This is a genomic window from Mitsuaria sp. GD03876, assembly GCF_029840635.1.
Taxonomy (GTDB): Bacteria; Pseudomonadota; Gammaproteobacteria; order Burkholderiales; family Burkholderiaceae_C; genus Roseateles.
Window position 1 is genome coordinate 30,007 of sequence record NZ_JAOCCU010000019.1, and the last position, 17,795, is coordinate 47,801.

Sequence of the window (17,795 nt, forward strand, 5' to 3'; positions counted from 1 at the left end):
CATCACGGCGCGGAAGGGGCCTTCTCGGTGCCCGGGGTTGTTGCAGGGGCCGGTGCGACTGCGGCGGCGGGAGCCGGCCGGACCGGGGCCGGCGGGGTGGCCGGAGGGATGGCGGGAGCGGCGTTGGCGTTGGCGGCGACGTTGGCGGCGACGGGCGACGGCTGCAGCACGCCGGACTCGAACCGGCAGACGCGATCGGCCAGGTGGAAGTAGCGGTCGTCGTGGCTGACGACGACCAGCGTGCGGCCCTGCCGGCGCATCTCGGGCAGCAGGTGCTCGTAGAAGTGGGCGCGGAACTCGGGGTCCTGCTCCGCCGCCCATTCGTCCAGGATGACGACGGGCCGTTCGTCCAGCCAGGCCTGGATCAGCGCCAGGCGCTTGCGCTGACCCTGCGACAGCGCGATGTCGGACCAGCGCCCGTCCTCGCGCAGCGACACCCGGCGCGACAGCCCCAGCCGCTCCAGCGCCTCGGCCACCCGCGACGGGTCCGGCGGCTCGCCGTCGGCGTCGATGGGGGCCTCGAACACGTGCTGGTCCGCGTAGAGGGTGGAGAACAGGTCGCGATAGGCCATCGGCGCCTGGGCCGGGATGGGGATGCCATCGACGAGAATCCCGCCGCCGCTGCGTTCGACCAGGCCGTTCATCACCCTGGCGAAGGTCGACTTGCCGCTGCCGTTGCCGCCGACCAGGAAGAGCACCTCGCCGCGCCGCAGGGTCAGCGTCACCGGGCCGAGCACGAAGGCCTCGGGGTCCGCCGCGTCGGCGTGGTATCGGATCTCGTGGAAGTGGATCTGCCGCCAGTCCGGGAAGGCCGGGGGCGGGGGCGGCTCCTTCGCGCGCATCTCGTCCACGAATGAGAGACCGCGTGCTGCGCCGGGCGCCTCCGTCACTCCGGTCACTCCGGTCGCGGCGGTCACTCCGGTCGCGGCCGTCGCGGCGGTCGAGCCCGTCGCCCGCGTGTCGTCGGCCGTGACGCCGGAGGTCGTCAGGCGCAGCGACAGCGCGCCGATCGTGCGGGCCGACGTGGCGGCCTTCCAGAGCGCGGCCTGCGTGTTGACCACGAACTCGACCGACCCGGCCAGGAAGGTGATGCCGACGACGTAGCTCACCGTCAGCGCCTGGCTGCCGGCATGCAGCGCCTGGATGGCGCCGAGCGTGACGCCCAGCGCGATCATCAGCAGGGCCCGCATCCAGGTCTCGCTCAGGTGCCAGGACATGTCGTAGCCGAGCTGCGAGACCCGCAGCCGCGCCAGCGCCGGCGCCATCTCCCGCTCGCGGAAGTGGCGGCGGCGCTGCCGGTGCGTGGCCAGGTCGCGCGAGCCGTCGAACAGCGTCTGCAGGTGCTGGTAGTAGGCCGACTTGAGGCGGCGGTAGCCCTCGTAGGCCTGGCTGCCGCGGCGCGAGAACACGACGGCCAGCGTCACGCCGGCGGCGACGGTCGCCGCGAAGCACAGGAAGGCGGACGGTGACAGCCAGGCCAGGTAGACGCAGCAGCCCAGCACCGTCACGGCATGCAGCAGGAACTGCGGCGCGATGCTCAGCCCCTCGGACAGGTTGTCGACGTCGTCGGTCAGCACCGCCGTCATCGCGCCGCGGCCGGCGCGCTGGAAGTCGTCGTGGCGCATGGCCAGCAGCGCGGCGGTCAGGTCGGCGCGCAAGCCCGCGACGACCCGCGCCGAGACGCCTGCCAGCACCCGGTTGCCGGCCATCAGCAGCGCCAGCATCACGCCCACGCCCGCCAGGAACACCGGCAGCCAGCCCACGCCGGCGCCGGGCGCGGCGCTGGTGACGCGGTCGTTGAGGTAGGCCAGCAGCGCCACGTTCGCGGCCGAGGCGAGCGCGCCCAGCGCGCCCGCCGCCATGAGCGGGCCGCGATGGCGGCGCAGCAGGTCGGGGACCATGCTCATGCCGCCGCGGACATCGCGCTGGCGAGGCCGGCCTCCGGCACGCCGGCGTCGGCACCGGTGTCGGCGCTGGCCTCGACGGCCTGGCGGATCAGCCGCAGGGCCAGGGCCAGTTCCTCGTCGCTGACGGTGAGCGGCGGCAGCAGCTTCACCACCTCGTCGTTCGGGCCGGCGGTCTCGATGATGAGGCCCAGGCGATAGGCCTCGCGGGCGATGGCGTCGGCGCGCGCCGGGTCGCGGGCGTCGATGCCCACCATCAGGCCGCGGCCCTTGACCGTGGCGCCGGGGATGCCGGCCGCGATCGCGCGCAGGCCCGCGGCGAGCTCCCGGCTCACGGCCTGGACGCGCTCGCCCAGGCGCCGGTCGGCCCAGAACTTCTCCACCGCGACGGTGGCGGTGACGAAGGCGTGGTTGTTGCCGCGGAAGGTGCCGTTGTGCTCGGCCGGTCGCCACTGGTCGTGGTCCGGCCGGATCAGCAGCAGCGACATCGGCAACCCGAAGCCGGAGATCGACTTGGACAGCGTCACCAGGTCGGGCAGCACGTCGGCCGCTTCGAAGCTGAAGAAGTCGCCGGTGCGGCCGCATCCGGCCTGGATGTCGTCGACGATCAGCAGCGCGCCATGGCGGCGGGCGAGCGCCGCGACGCGGCGCAGCCAGGGCGCGCTGGCGACGTTCAGGCCGCCTTCGCCCTGCACGACCTCGAGCAGGATCGCCGCCGGCGCGTCGAGGCCGCTGGACGGATCGCCGAGCATGCGCTCCAGCAGGTCGGCCGTGTCGACCGACGCGCCCAGGTAGCCGTCATAGGGCAGCCGGGTGATGCCGGGCAGCGGCGCGCCCATGCGGTGGTACTGGTTGCCGGTGGCGGCCAGCGCGCCCAGCGACACGCCGTGGAAGCCGTTGGTGAAGGCGATCACGTTGTGGCGGCCGGTCACCTTGCGCGCGAGCTTGAGCGCCGCCTCGATCGCGTTGGTGCCGGTGGGGCCGGTGAACTGCACGCGGTAGGGCAGGCCGCGGCCCTGCAGCACGTGGCGGGCGAAGACCTCCAGGAAGGTGCGCTTGGCGTCGGTGTGCAGGTCCATGCTGGTGGCGACGCCGCCGCGACGGATGTGCGCGACCAGGGCCTCGCTCATGTCGGGGTCGTTGTGCCCGTAGTTCAGCGCGCCGCAGCCGGCGAGGAAGTCCAGGAAGCGGCGTCCGTCGCTGTCGTGCAGCCAGCTGCCGCCGGCCTGCGAGAAGACGGCGGGGATGCGCCGGCAGTAGCTCCGGGCGACGGATTCATGGCGGTCGAAGACCGTGGCGTGCGGGGTGTCATGCGCTGAGGTGTTCATGGGTGATCTCCCTGTCGGTCGGTGGGGGCGGCCACGGCCGCCGGGTGGGCGGTCCGCGCCGCGAGGGCCTCGCCGAGATGGGCGAGGACTTCGGGTTCATGGGTCTGGACGAAGAAATGGCCGCCGGGCAGCGCGGCGAAACGGGTGGCGCCGGTGACCTCGCGTGCCCAGGCGTCGCGCTGCGCCGCGTCGAGGCAGGCCTCGTCGCGTCCGTCGAGCAGCAGCAGGTCGCAGCGCAGCGGATCGCCGCCGCGCGGCCGGTAGCCGTCGACCAGCGCCAGGTCGGCGCGGAAGGCCGGCAGCACGCGCCGCGCGAAATCGGGACTGCGCAACGACGCCTCGCTGGCGAGGCCTTCCGCGCGGATCAGCGCGATGAACGCGTCGTCGTCGATGCCGTGTTGGTGCGCCAGCGCGTCCACGTCCTGGTGGACGAGCGAGGGCGCGTGGCGCGCGGCCGCGATGAGCAGGCTCGGCACGGCGCCGCGCGCCTGCAGGCGGCGGGCCACCTCGAAGGCGACGAGCGCGCCGTTGCTGTGGCCGAACAGGCTGAAGGCGCCGCTCGCCTGGGGCAGCAACTCGGCGGCCAACTGGTCGGCCAGGACGTCCATCGCGTGCAGCGCCGGTTCGTCGGCGCGGGCGCCGCGACCGGGCAATTCCACCGGCACGACGTCGACATCGGGCAGGCCGGCTGGCCAGCCGAGGTAGACATCGCTGCTCGTGCCCGCGGGCGCGAAGCAGAACAGGCGGTGCCGCGGCTCTGCCGCGGCGGCCAACGCAGTTACTTCAGTCGCGGTCGCCGTCGCCGTCGCTGCGGACGCGGACGCTGCGGACGTGGTGGCGATCGCCGGTGGCGCCGTCCGCGACGTGACCGAGGCCAGGGCGCGCAGCGTCGGCTGGACGAAGACGTCCCGTGGCGAGAGCGCCAGGCCCGCCTCGCGGCAGAGCGTCAGCAACCGCATGGCCAGTAGCGAATGGCCGCCCAGCGCGAAGAAGTTGTCCTGCGCCGAGACCGGCCGCGCGGGCTTCAGCAAGGTGGTCCAGAGCTCGGCCAGCGACTGTTCGACGCCCTTGGCCGGAGGATCGAAGGCCGCGGTGGGCGCGTCGTCCACTGGCGGCAGCGCGCCGGCATCGAGCTTCCCGTTGGGCGTCAGCGGCAGCGCGTCCAGGCGGACCAGCGACTGGACCCCCATGTAGTCGGGCAGGACCTGGCGCAGCGCGTCGCGGATCCGCTCGGGGTGCCAGTGCGCGGCGTCGGCGACGACGTAGGCGGCCAGCCGCCGATCGTCCGGCCTCGGCTCGTGGACCCGCACGACGGCCTCGCGGACACCGGGCTGGCCGCGCAGCGCGGCCTCGATCTCGCCGAGTTCGATGCGGAAGCCGCGGATCTTCACCTGATGGTCGCGGCGCCCCACGTACTCGAGCTCGCCGTCGTTGCGCCGGCGCGCGAGGTCGCCCGACCGGTACAGGCGGCCGGCATGAGCCGGGTGCTCGACGAAGCGGGCCGCGGTCAGCGCGTCCTGGCCGAGGTACCCCGCCGCGACACCGGGACCGCCCACGCACAGCTCGCCCACCACGCCGACCGGCACCGGTTCGCCGTGCGCGTCCAGCAGCCAGAGCGTCAGGTCGGGGATCGGGCGCCCGATCAGGCTGCCGGTCGCGGCCTCCGCGTCCTGCCGCCGGATGGGTCGGTAGGTGACGTGCACCGTGGTCTCGGTGATGCCATACATGTTGACCAGCTGGATCGCCTGGTCGTCGTGGCGCTCGAACCAGGGCCGCAGCCGGTCCAGCGCCAGCGCCTCGCCGCCGAAGATGACGCTGCGCAGCGCCAGCTCGCCCGGCGACTGGCGATCCTGCTCGATGAAGGCCTGGAAGGCCGAGGGCGTCTGGTTCAGCACGGTGACCCGCTCCCGGCGCACCAGCGCATGGAAGTCCGGCGTCGACTGCGCGACCTCGCGCGGCACGATCACCAGCCGGCCGCCGTGCAGCAGCGCGCCCCACATCTCCCAGACCGAGAAGTCGAAGGCGAACGAGTGGAAGAGGCACCAGCAGTCCCCCGGGCCGAACTGGAACCAGGGCTGGGTGCGCTCGAACAGCCGCATCACGCTGGCATGCGACACCATCACGCCCTTGGGCCGGCCGGTCGAGCCGGACGTGTAGATCACGTAGGCCAGCGCGGCCGGCGAGACCGGCAACCCAGGGGCCGTCGACGGCATTCCATCGAGGGCGCCCGCCGCGTCGATCGCCAGGAGGCGGTGTCCCGCCATCCCCGGCGCCGTGCCGGCCTGCACGACCACCAGGTGGACACCCGCGTCGTCGACCGTGCCGCGCAACCGCTCGGTCGGATGGACGGGATCCAGCGGCACGTAGCTCGCGCCGGCCTTCAGGATCGCCACGATGGTCATCACTACCTCGGCCGAGCGCTCCAGGCACAGGCCGACCCGCGCGCCCGGCACGACGCCTTCGGCTCGCAGCCGGTGGGCGAGCTGGTTGGATCGGTCCTCGAGCTCGGCGTAGGTCCACTGGCGCGCGCCGTCGACCAGCGCGATCGCCAGCGGCGTGGCGGCGGCCTGGCGGCTGAAGACCTCGTGCAGGCAGGCTTCCGGGGCGGGGAAGGACTGGCCGCGCCCGTCCTCGAGCAGGCGCTCGCGGGCCTCGGGCGACAGCAGCGGCAGCTCGTCGAGGGGTCGGTCCGGCGCGGCGATCGCCGCCTCCAGCAGTTGCTCGAAGCTTTCAGCCAGGCGCGCGATCGTCGCGGCGTCGAACAGGTCGGTGCTGTACTCCCAGTTCAGGTCGAGGGCATCGCCGTCCTCCTCGACATCGAGCAGCAGGTCGAACTTGGCCGTGCCGCCGGTGCCGTCCAGCGCCGTCACCTCGATGCCGGGCAGCGCCAGCGTCCCGTCCCCGGTGTTCTGCAGGACGAGCATGACCTGGAACAGCGGCGTGTGGCTCATCGAGCGCCGCGGCTGCAGCACCTCGACCAGCCGGTCGAAAGGCAGTTCCTGATGGGCCTGGGCGTCGATGGCCGTCTGGCGGCAGCGGGCCAGCAGCGCGCGCAGGCCGGGCCGGCCCGACAGGTCGGTGCGCAGCACCAGCGTGTTGACGAAGAAGCCGATCAGGCCGGCGATCTCCGCCTGCTCGCGATTGGCGCTCGGGGTGCCGATCACGATGTCGAGTTCGCCGCTGTAGCGGGAGAGCAGCGCGCTGAAGGCCGCGTGCAGGCCCATGAAGAGCGTGGCGCCTTCCTGCAGGCACAGGGCGCGCAGGCCGCGCGTCGCCGTGGCGCCGAGCCGCCGCTGGTGGGTGGCGCCGGCGAAGCTTTGCGCCGGCGGACGCGGGCGGTCGAGCGGCAGGCCATGGACGTCGGGGATGCCGGCGAGCTTGCGGCGCCAGTAGTCGAGCTGCGCGTCCTGGATGGCGCGCTGCGCTGGCAGGTGCTGCCAGGTCGCGTAGTCCGCGTACTGGATCGGCAGCGACGCCCGGTCCGGCGCGAGGCCGCGGCTCAAGGCGCCGTAGGCCTGGCAGAGGTCCTCCACCGCGATCGATCCGGACCAGCCGTCCGAGGCGATGTGGTGCAGCACCAGCACCAGCACGTGCCGGTCCGCCGAGCGCCGCAGCAGCCGGGCGCGCAAGGGCAGGTCGCGACGCAGGTCGAAGGGGCGGGCGATGTCGGCGTCGACGATCGCGGACAGGGCGGTTTCGTCGTCGCCGACCTCGGTGACCGGCAGGGCCACGCGGACCGACGCGTGGACCTCCTGCCAGGCGGAGGACGCGTCGCTGCCGTAGGTGGTGCGCAGGACCTCGTGCCGCTGGACGACGAGGTTCAGCGCGGCTTCCAGGACCTGGGCGTCGATCGGGCCGTCGAGCGCCAGGACCGTCGGCATGTGGTACTGGACACTGCCGCCGTCGCCCATCTGGTCGATGAGCCACAGACGCTGCTGACCATGCGACAGCGGGGCGCGCGAGGCGCCGGCGGGTCGTGCCTCGATGGGCGGCCGGGCGACGGCGCCTGTGGAGCCGTCGATCCAGGCGGCGAGCGCCTGCAGGGTCGGGGTTTCGAACAGCGCGCTCATCGGGCAATCGATGCCCCGCTCGCGCAGGCGCGCCACGAGCCGCATCGCCAGCAGCGAGTGGCCGCCCAGGGCGAAGAAGCTGTCGGTGGCCGAGATCGCGCGAGCCGGCGACAGCAGGTCCATCCACTGCGCCGCCAGCAGTCGTTCAGTCGGCGTGGAGGGCAGAACCTGCACCGAGGCGGGTGCGAGGGTTGGCGCGGGCAGCGCGCCGCGGTCGAGCTTGCCGTTGGGGGAGGTGGGCAGTTGCGGCAGGCGCATGAAGGCCGCAGGCACGAGGTGCTCGGGCAGGTGGCGCCGGGCGTGCGCGGCGACCGCGGCCTCGTCGGCCTCGCCGACGTGGTAGGCCACCAGCGCCTTCTCGTGGGCGTCGCTGCCGCGCACGACGACGACGACATCGCGTACGCCCTCGCACCGCGCCAACACGGTTTCGACCTCACCGGGCTCGACCCGGAAGCCGCGCACCTTGGCCTGGAAGTCGGCCCGTCCGATGAACTCGAGTTCACCGTCAAGGCGCCAGCGCACGAGGTCGCCGGTGCGGTACATGCGGGCCTGCGGCTCGCCGGTCAAGGGCGCATCGGTCAAGGGCGCATCGGCCGATGGCTCGTCGGCCGAGGAGTTGCCGGCCAAGGGATCGGTGACGAAGGGATCGGTGACGAAGCGCTCGGCGGTGAGGTCAGGGCGGTTCAGGTAACCGCGCGCCACGCCGACGCCGCCGACCCACAGCTCGCCCGGCACGCCTGCCGGCACTGGCGACATCGCCGCGTCCAGCACATACAGACGCGTGTTGGCGAAGGGCCGGCCGATGCTCACGCGCGCGCCTTGCTCGGCATGGCGCACGTAGGCGGCGCTGCACGAGACCGTGATCTCGGTCGGACCGTAGGTGTTGACCAGGCGAGGACGCAGCGAAGGCTCGTCCCACAGCGTCGCCAGCAGCGCCTCCCACTGCGCGAGCTTGTGCAGCGAGATCGCGTCGCCGGTGACGTTGACGGTGCGCACGCCGCGCAGCTGCACGGCCGCGCGCGACGGCGCCTGGCTCCATTCACCCACCAGCGTGTGCCAGTGCGCGGCCGTGAGGTGCACCATCGACGCGATGCCGGGTTGCTCGCGGGTGCCCAGCGGCTCGCGTCCCGGCGTGAGCGCGGCGCCCGCCAGCAGGGCAGGGACGATCTCCTCGATAGAGAGGTCGAAGTTCAGCGAGTTCTGCTGCAGGACCACTGAATCGGCGTTCAGGTCGAACCAGCGCGCGGCGTCCAGCGCGTAGTTCAGCAGGCCGCGATGCTCGACCATCACGCCCTTGGGCCGGCCGGTGGAGCCGGAGGTGTACATGACGTAAGCGAGCCGGGACGGCGCGGGAGCGGCCAGATCAGGTTCGAGCGACCAAGACTCGAGTGCTGCGAGGACCGCGTCGTTCGACGCGTTGGACGGGGCACGGACTAGCGCATCGGCCGGAGTACTCGACGACTTGTTGGCCTGCGCGTTGTTCAGCGCGTTGTTCAGCGCACCGGCCCGGACGTCGGTCTGCGCGTCATCTGCAAGCGCTCCGTCAGCCAGCAGTTCCGCCAGGTCGAAGCTCGCCACGGGCCAGTCGCGCACCGCGGCGGGCACCTCGCCCAGGCGCAGCACCGCGCGCGGTTCGGCGTCCTCCAGCATCTGCGCCAGGCGCTCGGCGGGATAGCCGGGGTCCAGCGGCAGGTACGCGCCGCCGGCCTTCCACACGCCCAGCAGCGCGGCAATGAGCTCGGGCGAGCGCCGCGCACAGACGGCCACGCGGTCCTCGGCGCGCACGCCGGCACGGCGCAATGCCAGCGCCACGTGGCGGGCGCGGGCCTCCAGGTCGGCGTAGCTCCACCGCAGTTCGCCGTCGATGACCGCCGGCGCGTCCGGGCGAGCTGCCGCCACGCGGGCGATCGCACGGTGCACCAGGCCATCGGCCGGCAGCTCGAACGATGCCGGCTCGGCGGCGATGAGGGCTTGGCGTTCCTCCTCCGTCAGGACCGGCAGCAGCGCCGGCGTGCCGGCGCCTGCGTCGTCCGCTTCCAGTCCGTGCAGCAACTCCGCGAGCGCGCAGTCCAGATGCGCCATCACGCGCGCGGGGTCGATCTCATGCAACGCCTGCACGGTCACCAGGAACTCCTGGCCGTCGTCATCCACGTCGACGCTGAGCGGGTAGTTGGTCCGCTCCTCGCTCTTCAAGGCCTGCACGCCTGGCCACAGATCGGTCTGGGTGTCCGCGCCGCGCGGACCCAGCAGATTGGCGTGGCGGTAGTTCAGCAGCGCGGTGAAGAGCGGCAGCGACGCTTCCAGCCCGGTGGCCCGGCGCACCGTCTCCAACGTGGCTTGCTCGTGGCGCATCAGCGCGGCCAGGCCGGCGGCGGTCTGCGTGACCGCCTGGTCCAACGTCTGCCCGTGCAGGGCGACGCGAAGCGGCAGCGTGTTGATGAACAGGCCCATGGCCTCGGACAGGCCGGGCTCGTTGCCCTGGCGACCCGAGACGACGGTGCCGATCACGGCATCGGGCGTGGCGCTGGTGCGCGCGACCAGAGCCGCGAAAGCGACGTGGAAGAGCGCGGCGGGCGAGACCGAGAGCCGGCGCGCCGCGTGGCGCAGTCGGGCGGAGCGGGCTGCATCGAGCGTGAGTTCGGCTTGGCCGATGTCCTCGGCGCGGCACTGCACGTCGAGCAGCCCGTAGGGCGCGGTCGGGGCCTCCATCGGACCGATGGCGTCGCGGAAGTAACGTTCCTGCGCCGCGGCATCCACCGCCAGCGCACGGGCGACCTGGCGCGAGTAGGGCCATACGCGTGGGGACAGCGGCTGGCCGTCGAGCTGGCGCCGGATCTCGTCGGAGATGAGTTGCAGGGTGTAGTTGTCGGAGATCAGGTGGTGATCGACCAGCGCGAGCAGCCAGCGGTTGCGGGGGGCGTCGTGAATGGTCCAGGCACGCAGCAGCGGCGCGGCGCTGAGATCCAGGCGCAACTGGTGCGGGTCGCTGGCGGCCTCCAGCGCTTCAAGCGGATCGACGGTCCCGAAGGACTTGTCGCCCGATCCGACGCCCGATCCGACGCCCGATCCGACGCCCGATCCGACGGTCGATCCGACGATCGGGTTGTTGTGAGCATCGGTGTTCGAGTCGTTTGAGAGCTCAACGATCGGCACGACCGCGCGGCGCATCACGACTTGCTGCGGACGGTCCAGCGCTTCCCAGTGGAAGGCGGTGCGCAGGATCGGATGGCGATCCACGACGTGCTGCAGCGCGGCGAGGAACCGCTGCATCAGGGCGTGGTCGTCGAAGGCGAACACGGCGCGGTTCAGGTACACGTCACCGGCGTCCTGCAGCGTGTGCTGCACGAGCATGCCGGTCTGAAGCGGCGTCAGCGGGTAGATGTCCTCGATGACGGCGGCGCCACCCGGAACGCGAGCCACGAGGCGATCCAGTTCGTCCTGATCCAGCGCCGCCAGGAGCACCATCTCGGGCGTGATGCGCTCGCAGCCCGGCGGGATCGCCGTGACGCCGGCACCTTCAATCGCGCGATCGAGGCCATCGCGGCCGTGGGTACGGCCATCGATGCCGCCGGCCACCTCGCCGGTCGCAGAGGTCGAGCCATCCGCTGGCGTCGCGGCCGTCGCGGGCCGCAGCGAGGCCGCCATCTCCGCGAGCGTGCGAGCGGCGTAGACGCTGCTCAGGTCCAGCAGCCAACCGTGCTCGCGCAGCCGCGCGGCCATGCGCACCAGCAGCAGCGAGTGACCGCCGCGCTGGAAGAAGTTGTCACCGCGGCCGACGCGGGGCAGCTCCAGCTCCTCGCGCCAGACCTCCGCGAGCATCTCCTCGCGCTCGCCCACGGGCGGCTCATGCGCGTGCTCTTCAAGCTCGGGAGCCGGCAGCGCCGCGACGTCCAGCTTGCCGTTGGTGGTCAGCGGCCAGGCCGCCACGCGGGTTACGGTGGCTGGCACCATGTACTCGGGCAATTGCCGCGACAGCGCGTCGCGAATCGCGGCGATGTCGAGCACCTCGGACGACTCTTGTCCTTCGCCTACCACCACGTACGCAGCAAGCCGGGTGGGGCGCACCCTCGGAACGCCCAGCACGCAGGCGTCCTCGATGCCGTCCATCCCGCGCAGGAGCGCTTCGATCTCTCCGGCCTCGATGCGGAAGCCGCGGATCTTCAGCTGATGATCGCCACGCCCCAGGTACTCCAGCTCGCCGTCGTGGCGCAGTCGCGCCAAGTCGCCGGAGCGGTACAGCCGCTGTGACTCCGGCAGCGCCGGGTGCGCCACGAACCGCTGCGCGCTGAGCTCGGGGCGGCGCCAGTAACCGCGCGCCACGCCGGGTCCGCCCACGCACAACTCGCCCACGACGCCGCGCGGCACGGGCTCACCGGCCGCGTCCAGCACCCACAGGCTCAGGTCCTCGATGGCGCGGCCGATGACGCTGCCGCTCTCGCCTAGCGCGTCGCCCGGCGTCACGTCGCGATGCGTGACATGCACCGTGGTTTCGGTGATGCCGTACATGTTGACCAGCCGCGCGCGCTCGCCGTGGCGCTCGAACCACGGGACCAGGCGGCGGAGGTCCAGCGCCTCCCCGCCGAAGATCACCAGGCGCAGCGCCAGCGCGCGCGGCGAGCGGCGGTCCTCCTCCATGAAGGCCTGGAAGGCCGAGGGCGTCTGGTTGAGCACGGTTACGCCGTGCTCGGCCACCAGCGCGTGGAACAGCGGCGTGGAGCGCGCCGCGTCGTGGTCGACTACCACGAGGCGTGCGCCATGCAGCAACGCGCCCCACATCTCCCACACGGAGAAGTCGAAGGCGAAGGAGTGGAACAGCGCCCACACGTCGCCGGCTCCGAAACGGAACTCCCCGTCGGTGCGCTCGAACAGGCGCAGCACATTCGCGTGCGAGACCATCACGCCCTTGGGCTGGCCCGTCGAACCCGAGGTGTAGATCAGATAGGCCAGGTCTTCTGGGCCTGCGTCGACTTCGTCGACCGCCTCAATCTCGCTGGAGTCGCCAGTGCCAGTGCCAGCATCACTGGCTCCGACTCCGCTCTTGGCATTGGCATTGGCATTGGCGTCATTGCCGGCATCGAGGTTGATGTCGATGTCGAGAACCACATCGGCCCGGACGTGCTCACGTGCGCCAAGCCGCGGAGCGGTGACCGCATCCGCGACCACCGTGCGCACTTGCGCGTCCTCGAGGATGCCGGCAACGCGCTCGTCCGGATACATCGCATCCAGCGGCACGTAGGCCGCGCCGCGGCGCAGCACCGCCAGCAGTGCCACCACCACGTGCGCCGAGCGAGACATGAACACGCCCACGCGATCGCCACGCCCCACGCCGCGCTCGCGGAGCCGGGCTGCCAGCGCGGCGCTGGCCTTTGCCAGCTCGTCGTATCGCCATTGCCGCTGGCCATCGACCAGCGCGACTGCCTCGGGCGTGCGCGCGGCCTGCGCCAGGAAGCGCTGCGCCAGTGATCCCTGAACCGGCGTGGGCGCCACGCGCGCCTGGCCCAGCGCCAGCAGCGCCTGGCGTTCCTGCGGCGACACCAGCGCGAGCGCCTGCACCGGCCGGTCCGGCGCCTGCACCGCCGCGGCCGCGAGCCAACGCAGTCCCTGGGCGAAGCCCTGGATGCTGGCCTCGTCGAAGAGGTCGGTGTCGTAGCGCCACAGCAGCTCCAGCGCGCCATCCGCGCCGCGATCCGCCTCCAGCGCCAGGTCGAACTGCGCCGACTCGACCGGCACCTCCAGCGCGTCCAGCTGGACCCCGTCCAGCTGGGCGGGCGCTTGATCGTCCTCCTGCATCGCCAGCAGGATCTGGAACAACGGCGAGTGGCTCAGCGAGCGGGCCGGACTCAGCGCTTGAACGAGCCGCTCGAAGGGAAGCGCCTGGTGCGCTTGCGCCTCCAGCACGGTGCGCCGGCTTTGCGCCAGCAGCGCTTCGAAGTCCTGCTCCCCGTCGACGCGCACTCGCAGCACCAGCGTGTTGACGAAGAAACCGATGAGGTCGGACAGCTCGGGCCGCTCGCGGTTCGCGCTGGGCGTGCCCACGACGATGTCGGACTCGCCGCTGAAGCGCGCCAACAGCGCGGAGAACACCGCGTGCAGTCCCATGAACAGCGTCGCGCCGCGGGCGCGGCACAGCGCCTCGAGCGAAGCTGTAAGGGATGCGTCCAGCGTGGTGCGCAGTGCGGCACCGCGGTGGCGCCGGCGGGCCGGGCGGGGCCGGTCCAACGCCAGGCCGTGGATCTCGGGCAGCTGCGCGAGCTGCCGTGTCCAGTAGGTCAACTGGTCTTGCAGCCGCGCCTGCTGCGTCGGTCCGTGCTGCCAAGCCGCGTAGTCGGCGTACTGGATGGGCAGCGCCGGCCATGCGGGCGCCTCGTCGCGCCCCAGCGCGTCGTAGGCGGCCAGGAAGTCGCGCACCAGCACGCCGGTGGACCAGCCGTCGCTGGCGATGTGGTGCAGCACCACCACCAGGACGTGCTCGCGCGGGGACAGCCGCAGCAGCCGCGCGCGGATCGGCAGCGCGGACGACAGCGCGAAGGGCTCGTCAACGACGCGGGCCACCGCTGCGCGTATCGCTGCCTCGCGTACCGCGGCTTCGGGCGTCGAAGCGCCGTGCGGGGCGTCCCGCTGCGCGGTCTTGCCCACCGGGGTGGCACGCTCCCCGTTGTCGACATCGCCGGCGTCCACCGGCACGTCCTCACGCTCCAGCGCAAAGGACTCATCCCCGCGCACGCGCTGAACCGGCTCACCGTCCACCTCCGCGTACACCGTGCGCAGCACCTCGTGACGCCGCACCACCTCCCGCAGCGCGGCCTCCAGCCGCGCGTCGTCGAGCTCGCCGGTGAGCGTCAGCGCCACCGGCATGTGGTACTCCAGGCTCCGTCCGCCGCCCAGTCCATCGATCAGCCACAGCTGTCGCTGGCCGAAGGACAGCGGCGCGGGATCCGTCGTGCCCCTCGGCGGGATGACCTCCAGGCCATCCTCGCCGCCGTCGCCCAGGCGGGTCTCCTCGACCGCGCGCGCCAGCGCCGCCAGCGTCTGGCTGTCGAAGATGCGCCACATCGGCAGCGCCACCCGCATCTGCTGCTGGATCGCCGTGGCCAGCCGCATGGCTTGCAGCGACTGGCCGCCGAGCGCGAAGAAGTTGTCCTGCCGCGACACGGCGCGTCCCGGCGCCAGCAAGGCCGTCCACAGCGCGGCCAGGACCGTCTCGACCTCGCCCCGCGGTGCCTCGAACGCGTCGATCGCCTGGACAGCGTCATCCGCCCGCGGCAACGCGCGGCGGTCGATCTTGCCGCTGCCGGTGCGAGGCCAGTCGTCCAGCCGCACGATCGCGGCGGGCACGAGGTGGCCGGGCAGGCGGGCCGCCAGTTGTTCGCGCGCCGCGGCGGCATCGAGCGCCGCCGCCACCACGTAGCCGACGAGGCGCTGACCCGCGGCGTGGTCGTCGCGAAGGACCAGCGCGTCGCGCACGCCCGGCAGCTCGCGCAGCGCGTGCTCGATCTCGGCCGGCTCGATGCGGTGCCCATTGACCTTGAGCTGCTCGTCGCGTCGGCCGACGAAAACCAGCGCGCCATCCGCGCGCCGATGGGCCAGGTCGCCCGTGCGGTAGAGCGGCGTGTCGTGCCGCTCGAAGCGCACGAAGCGCTCCGCCGTCAGCGCCGGCTGGTCCAGGTAACCGATCGCCAGCGGCCGGCCACCGATGCAGATCTCGCCGGTGACGCCGGCGGGCACCGGCTCGCCGTGGCGGTCCAGCAGATGCACCGCCGCGTTGTCGATGGCCTGGCCGATCGGCGTGGCCAGCAGCCCGAGCTCGGCATCGGAATCGGCACCTGCATCGCCGGCGTCCTCGGCCGCGCCGCGGCAACGCCAGCTCGTGGCGTCGATGGTGGCTTCCGTGGGGCCATAGAGGTTGACGACGGCCTCCGTCGCGACGGCGCGCGCACGGCGGACCAGGTCACCGGACAGCGGCTCGCCGCCGCAGAACAGCAGGCGGCATTGGAATGGCGCGGTGTCCGCGCCGGTGCCTTGCAGCAGCACGTCGAGCAGGCTCGGAACGAACTGGGCGATGCTGACGCTTTCCTCGCGGATCAGCCGGCAGATCGCCGCGGGATCGCGGTGCGAGGCCGCCGGCAGGATCACCATCCGGGCGCCCAGCGCCAGCGGCGTCCACAGTTCCCAGACCGATGCGTCGAAGGCCAGCGAGGTCCGCTGCAGGAAGACGTCGTCCGCGCTCAGGTCGAAGCGACGGGTCTGCCAGCCGATGTGGTTCACCAGCGCCGCATGGGGCACCACCACGCCCTTGGGCGTGCCGGTGGATCCCGACGTGTACAGCACATAGGCCGGGTGCTCCGGCGTCACGCCGGTCGTTTCGACGGCCAACGGGTCGGACGATTCGCCATCCCACGCCCGCGTGTCGTCGAGGGCGAGGATCTGCGCCTCGAGCGCGACGCCCGCGATGCCCGCGATACCCGCCACGACGGCGGCTCCGGCCGGATCAACGAGGACGACTGCCGGCTTCGCGTCACCCAGTTGCCAAGCGACCCGCGCCGGCGGATAGGCCGGATCGACCGGCACGTAGGCGCCGCCGGCTTTAATGACGGCCAGCATGGCGATCAGCGCCTGGGGGCCGCGCTCGGCGCACACCGCCGCGCGGGTGCCAGGCCCGATGCCGCGGGCACGCAGATGCCGCGCCAGGCGGTTGGCGCGGGCATGGAGCTCCGCGTGGCTCAGCGACTGCCCGCCGAAGCGTGTGGCGATCCGTTCCGGATGCGCCGCGGCGGCGGCCTCGGCCAGCTCATGCGTGCACAGCGGCGGCACGTCCACCACCGGGCCGCGGCCCAGGTCCAGCAGGCGCTCGCGCTCCTGGGCATCGAGCAGCGGCCAGGCGTCGCACGGACGGTCCGGCGACTGGAGGGCGCCGTCGAGCTGCGCGAGGAACGCATCGGCCATCCGCGCCACCGACGTGGCGTCGAACAAGGCCACGTCGTACTGCCAGGTCAGCGCCAGGCCGTCCTCATCCTCGGCGATGTCCAGCAGCAGGTCGCATTGCGCCACCGTCTGGCCCGAAGGCAGCGGCCGCACCGTCAACCCGGGCAGCGCGACGGGCGCGTCCTCGGCCTGGTGTACCGACAGCATCACCTGGAACAGCGGTGTGTGCGCCGCCGAGCGGCGCGGCCTGAGCGCCTCGACCAGGCGGTCGAAGGGCAGGTCCTGGTTCGACAAGGCGTCCGTGCCAACGGCGCGCGCCCGGCTCATGAGCTCGTCGAAGTCCGGCGCGTCCGACAGGTCCAGCCGCAGCACCAGCGTGTTGACGAAGAAGCCCACCAGCCCGGCGAGTTCCGTCCGGTCGCGGTTGGCCACCGGGGTCCCGACGACGATGTCCGTCTCCCCGCTGAAGCGCGACAGCAGCGCGGCGAACAGCGCGTGCAGGCCCATGAACAGGGTCGCTCCGCGACTGCTGCAGGCGGAGCGCAGCGCCGCGGCGCGGCCGGCGTCGATCCTGCGGCTGACCAAGGCGCCGACGAAACGCTGTCGCGCCGGGCGCGGACGGTCCAGCGGCAGGCCATGCAGCTCGGGCAGGTCGCGCAACTGCTCGCGCCAATAGGCGATCTGGCGCTCATGGACGCGCTGCTGCGCCTCGGAACGCTGCCAGGCGGCGACATCGGCGTACTGGATCGGCAGCGGCGTCCAGTCCGGCGAAGCTCCGCCCGCCAGCGCCGCGTAGGCCTCGCAGCACTCCTCGACGATCACTGCGTTGGACCAGCCGTCCGAGGCGATGTGATGAAGGATGAGGATGAGCACGTGGCGCTCGGGACCGCGGCGCACGAGCAGCGCGCGCACCGGCGGTTGCGCGTCCAGCGCGAACGGCCGGGACTCTTCCGCCGCGATCAGCGCGGCGAGCGCTTCGTCCGGCGCGCGGCCGTCGTCGCCACGGGTCTCACCGTCGGCGTCGGCGTCGGCGTCGGCGTCGGCGTTGCTGTTGCCACCGACGGCCTCGGGTGCTGGCAAATCCAGCACCGGCAGCGGCAGGTCGACCCGCTCGAGGATCTCCTGCCACGCCTGCGTGCCGTCGCTCCGATAGATCGTGCGCAGCACCTCGTGGCGATCGATGACCGCCGCGAGCGCGCCGCGCAGATGTCCGGCGTCGAGCGGTCCATCGAGCGCGAGGACGGTGGACATGTGGTACTCGGGGCTCGCACCGCCGCCGAGCCGGTCGATCAGCCACAGCCGCTGCTGCCCGAACGACAGCGGCGGCCGCGGATCGGCGGCGCGCCGGGCGATGCCCTCGGTCGAGGCGGACGCCGCCGTCGCGGCCTCGATCAGTCCGACGATCTGGTCGCGATGGGCGCGGATCGCCGCGCCCAGCTGGTCGTCGATGACGCCCGGACGCGCCGCGGTCTTCAACCGCCCGTTCTCCACCGACACCTGGACCCCACGGCCACGCAGTTCGCTCAATACCTGGATCGCGTCATTCATGTTGCTGTCGAAGATGTGTTCTG

At 72.6% G+C, this 17,795-nt stretch carries 3 protein-coding genes; all 3 read right to left on the reverse strand.

The window, feature by feature from the left end:
• Positions 1-2 precede the first annotated feature (2 nt).
• Genes N5D62_RS13850 through N5D62_RS13860 form a run of 3 tightly spaced genes read right to left on the reverse strand, consistent with a single transcriptional unit; the run spans position 3 to position 17,772 of the window.
• Positions 3-1,907, reverse strand: coding sequence for an ATP-binding cassette domain-containing protein (locus tag N5D62_RS13850; protein WP_279758413.1), 1,905 nt, complete (start codon positions 1,905-1,907; stop codon positions 3-5).
• Positions 1,904-3,232 (reverse strand): diaminobutyrate--2-oxoglutarate transaminase, encoded by a 1,329-nt coding sequence (gene ectB, locus N5D62_RS13855; RefSeq protein ID WP_279758414.1) that lies wholly within the window; start codon positions 3,230-3,232, stop codon positions 1,904-1,906. Before ectB ends, N5D62_RS13850 begins: the two co-directional genes overlap by 4 nt.
• Positions 3,229-17,772, reverse strand: coding sequence for a non-ribosomal peptide synthetase (locus tag N5D62_RS13860; RefSeq protein WP_279758415.1), 14,544 nt, complete (start codon positions 17,770-17,772; stop codon positions 3,229-3,231). Before N5D62_RS13860 ends, ectB begins: the two co-directional genes overlap by 4 nt.
• Positions 17,773-17,795 lie beyond the last annotated feature (23 nt).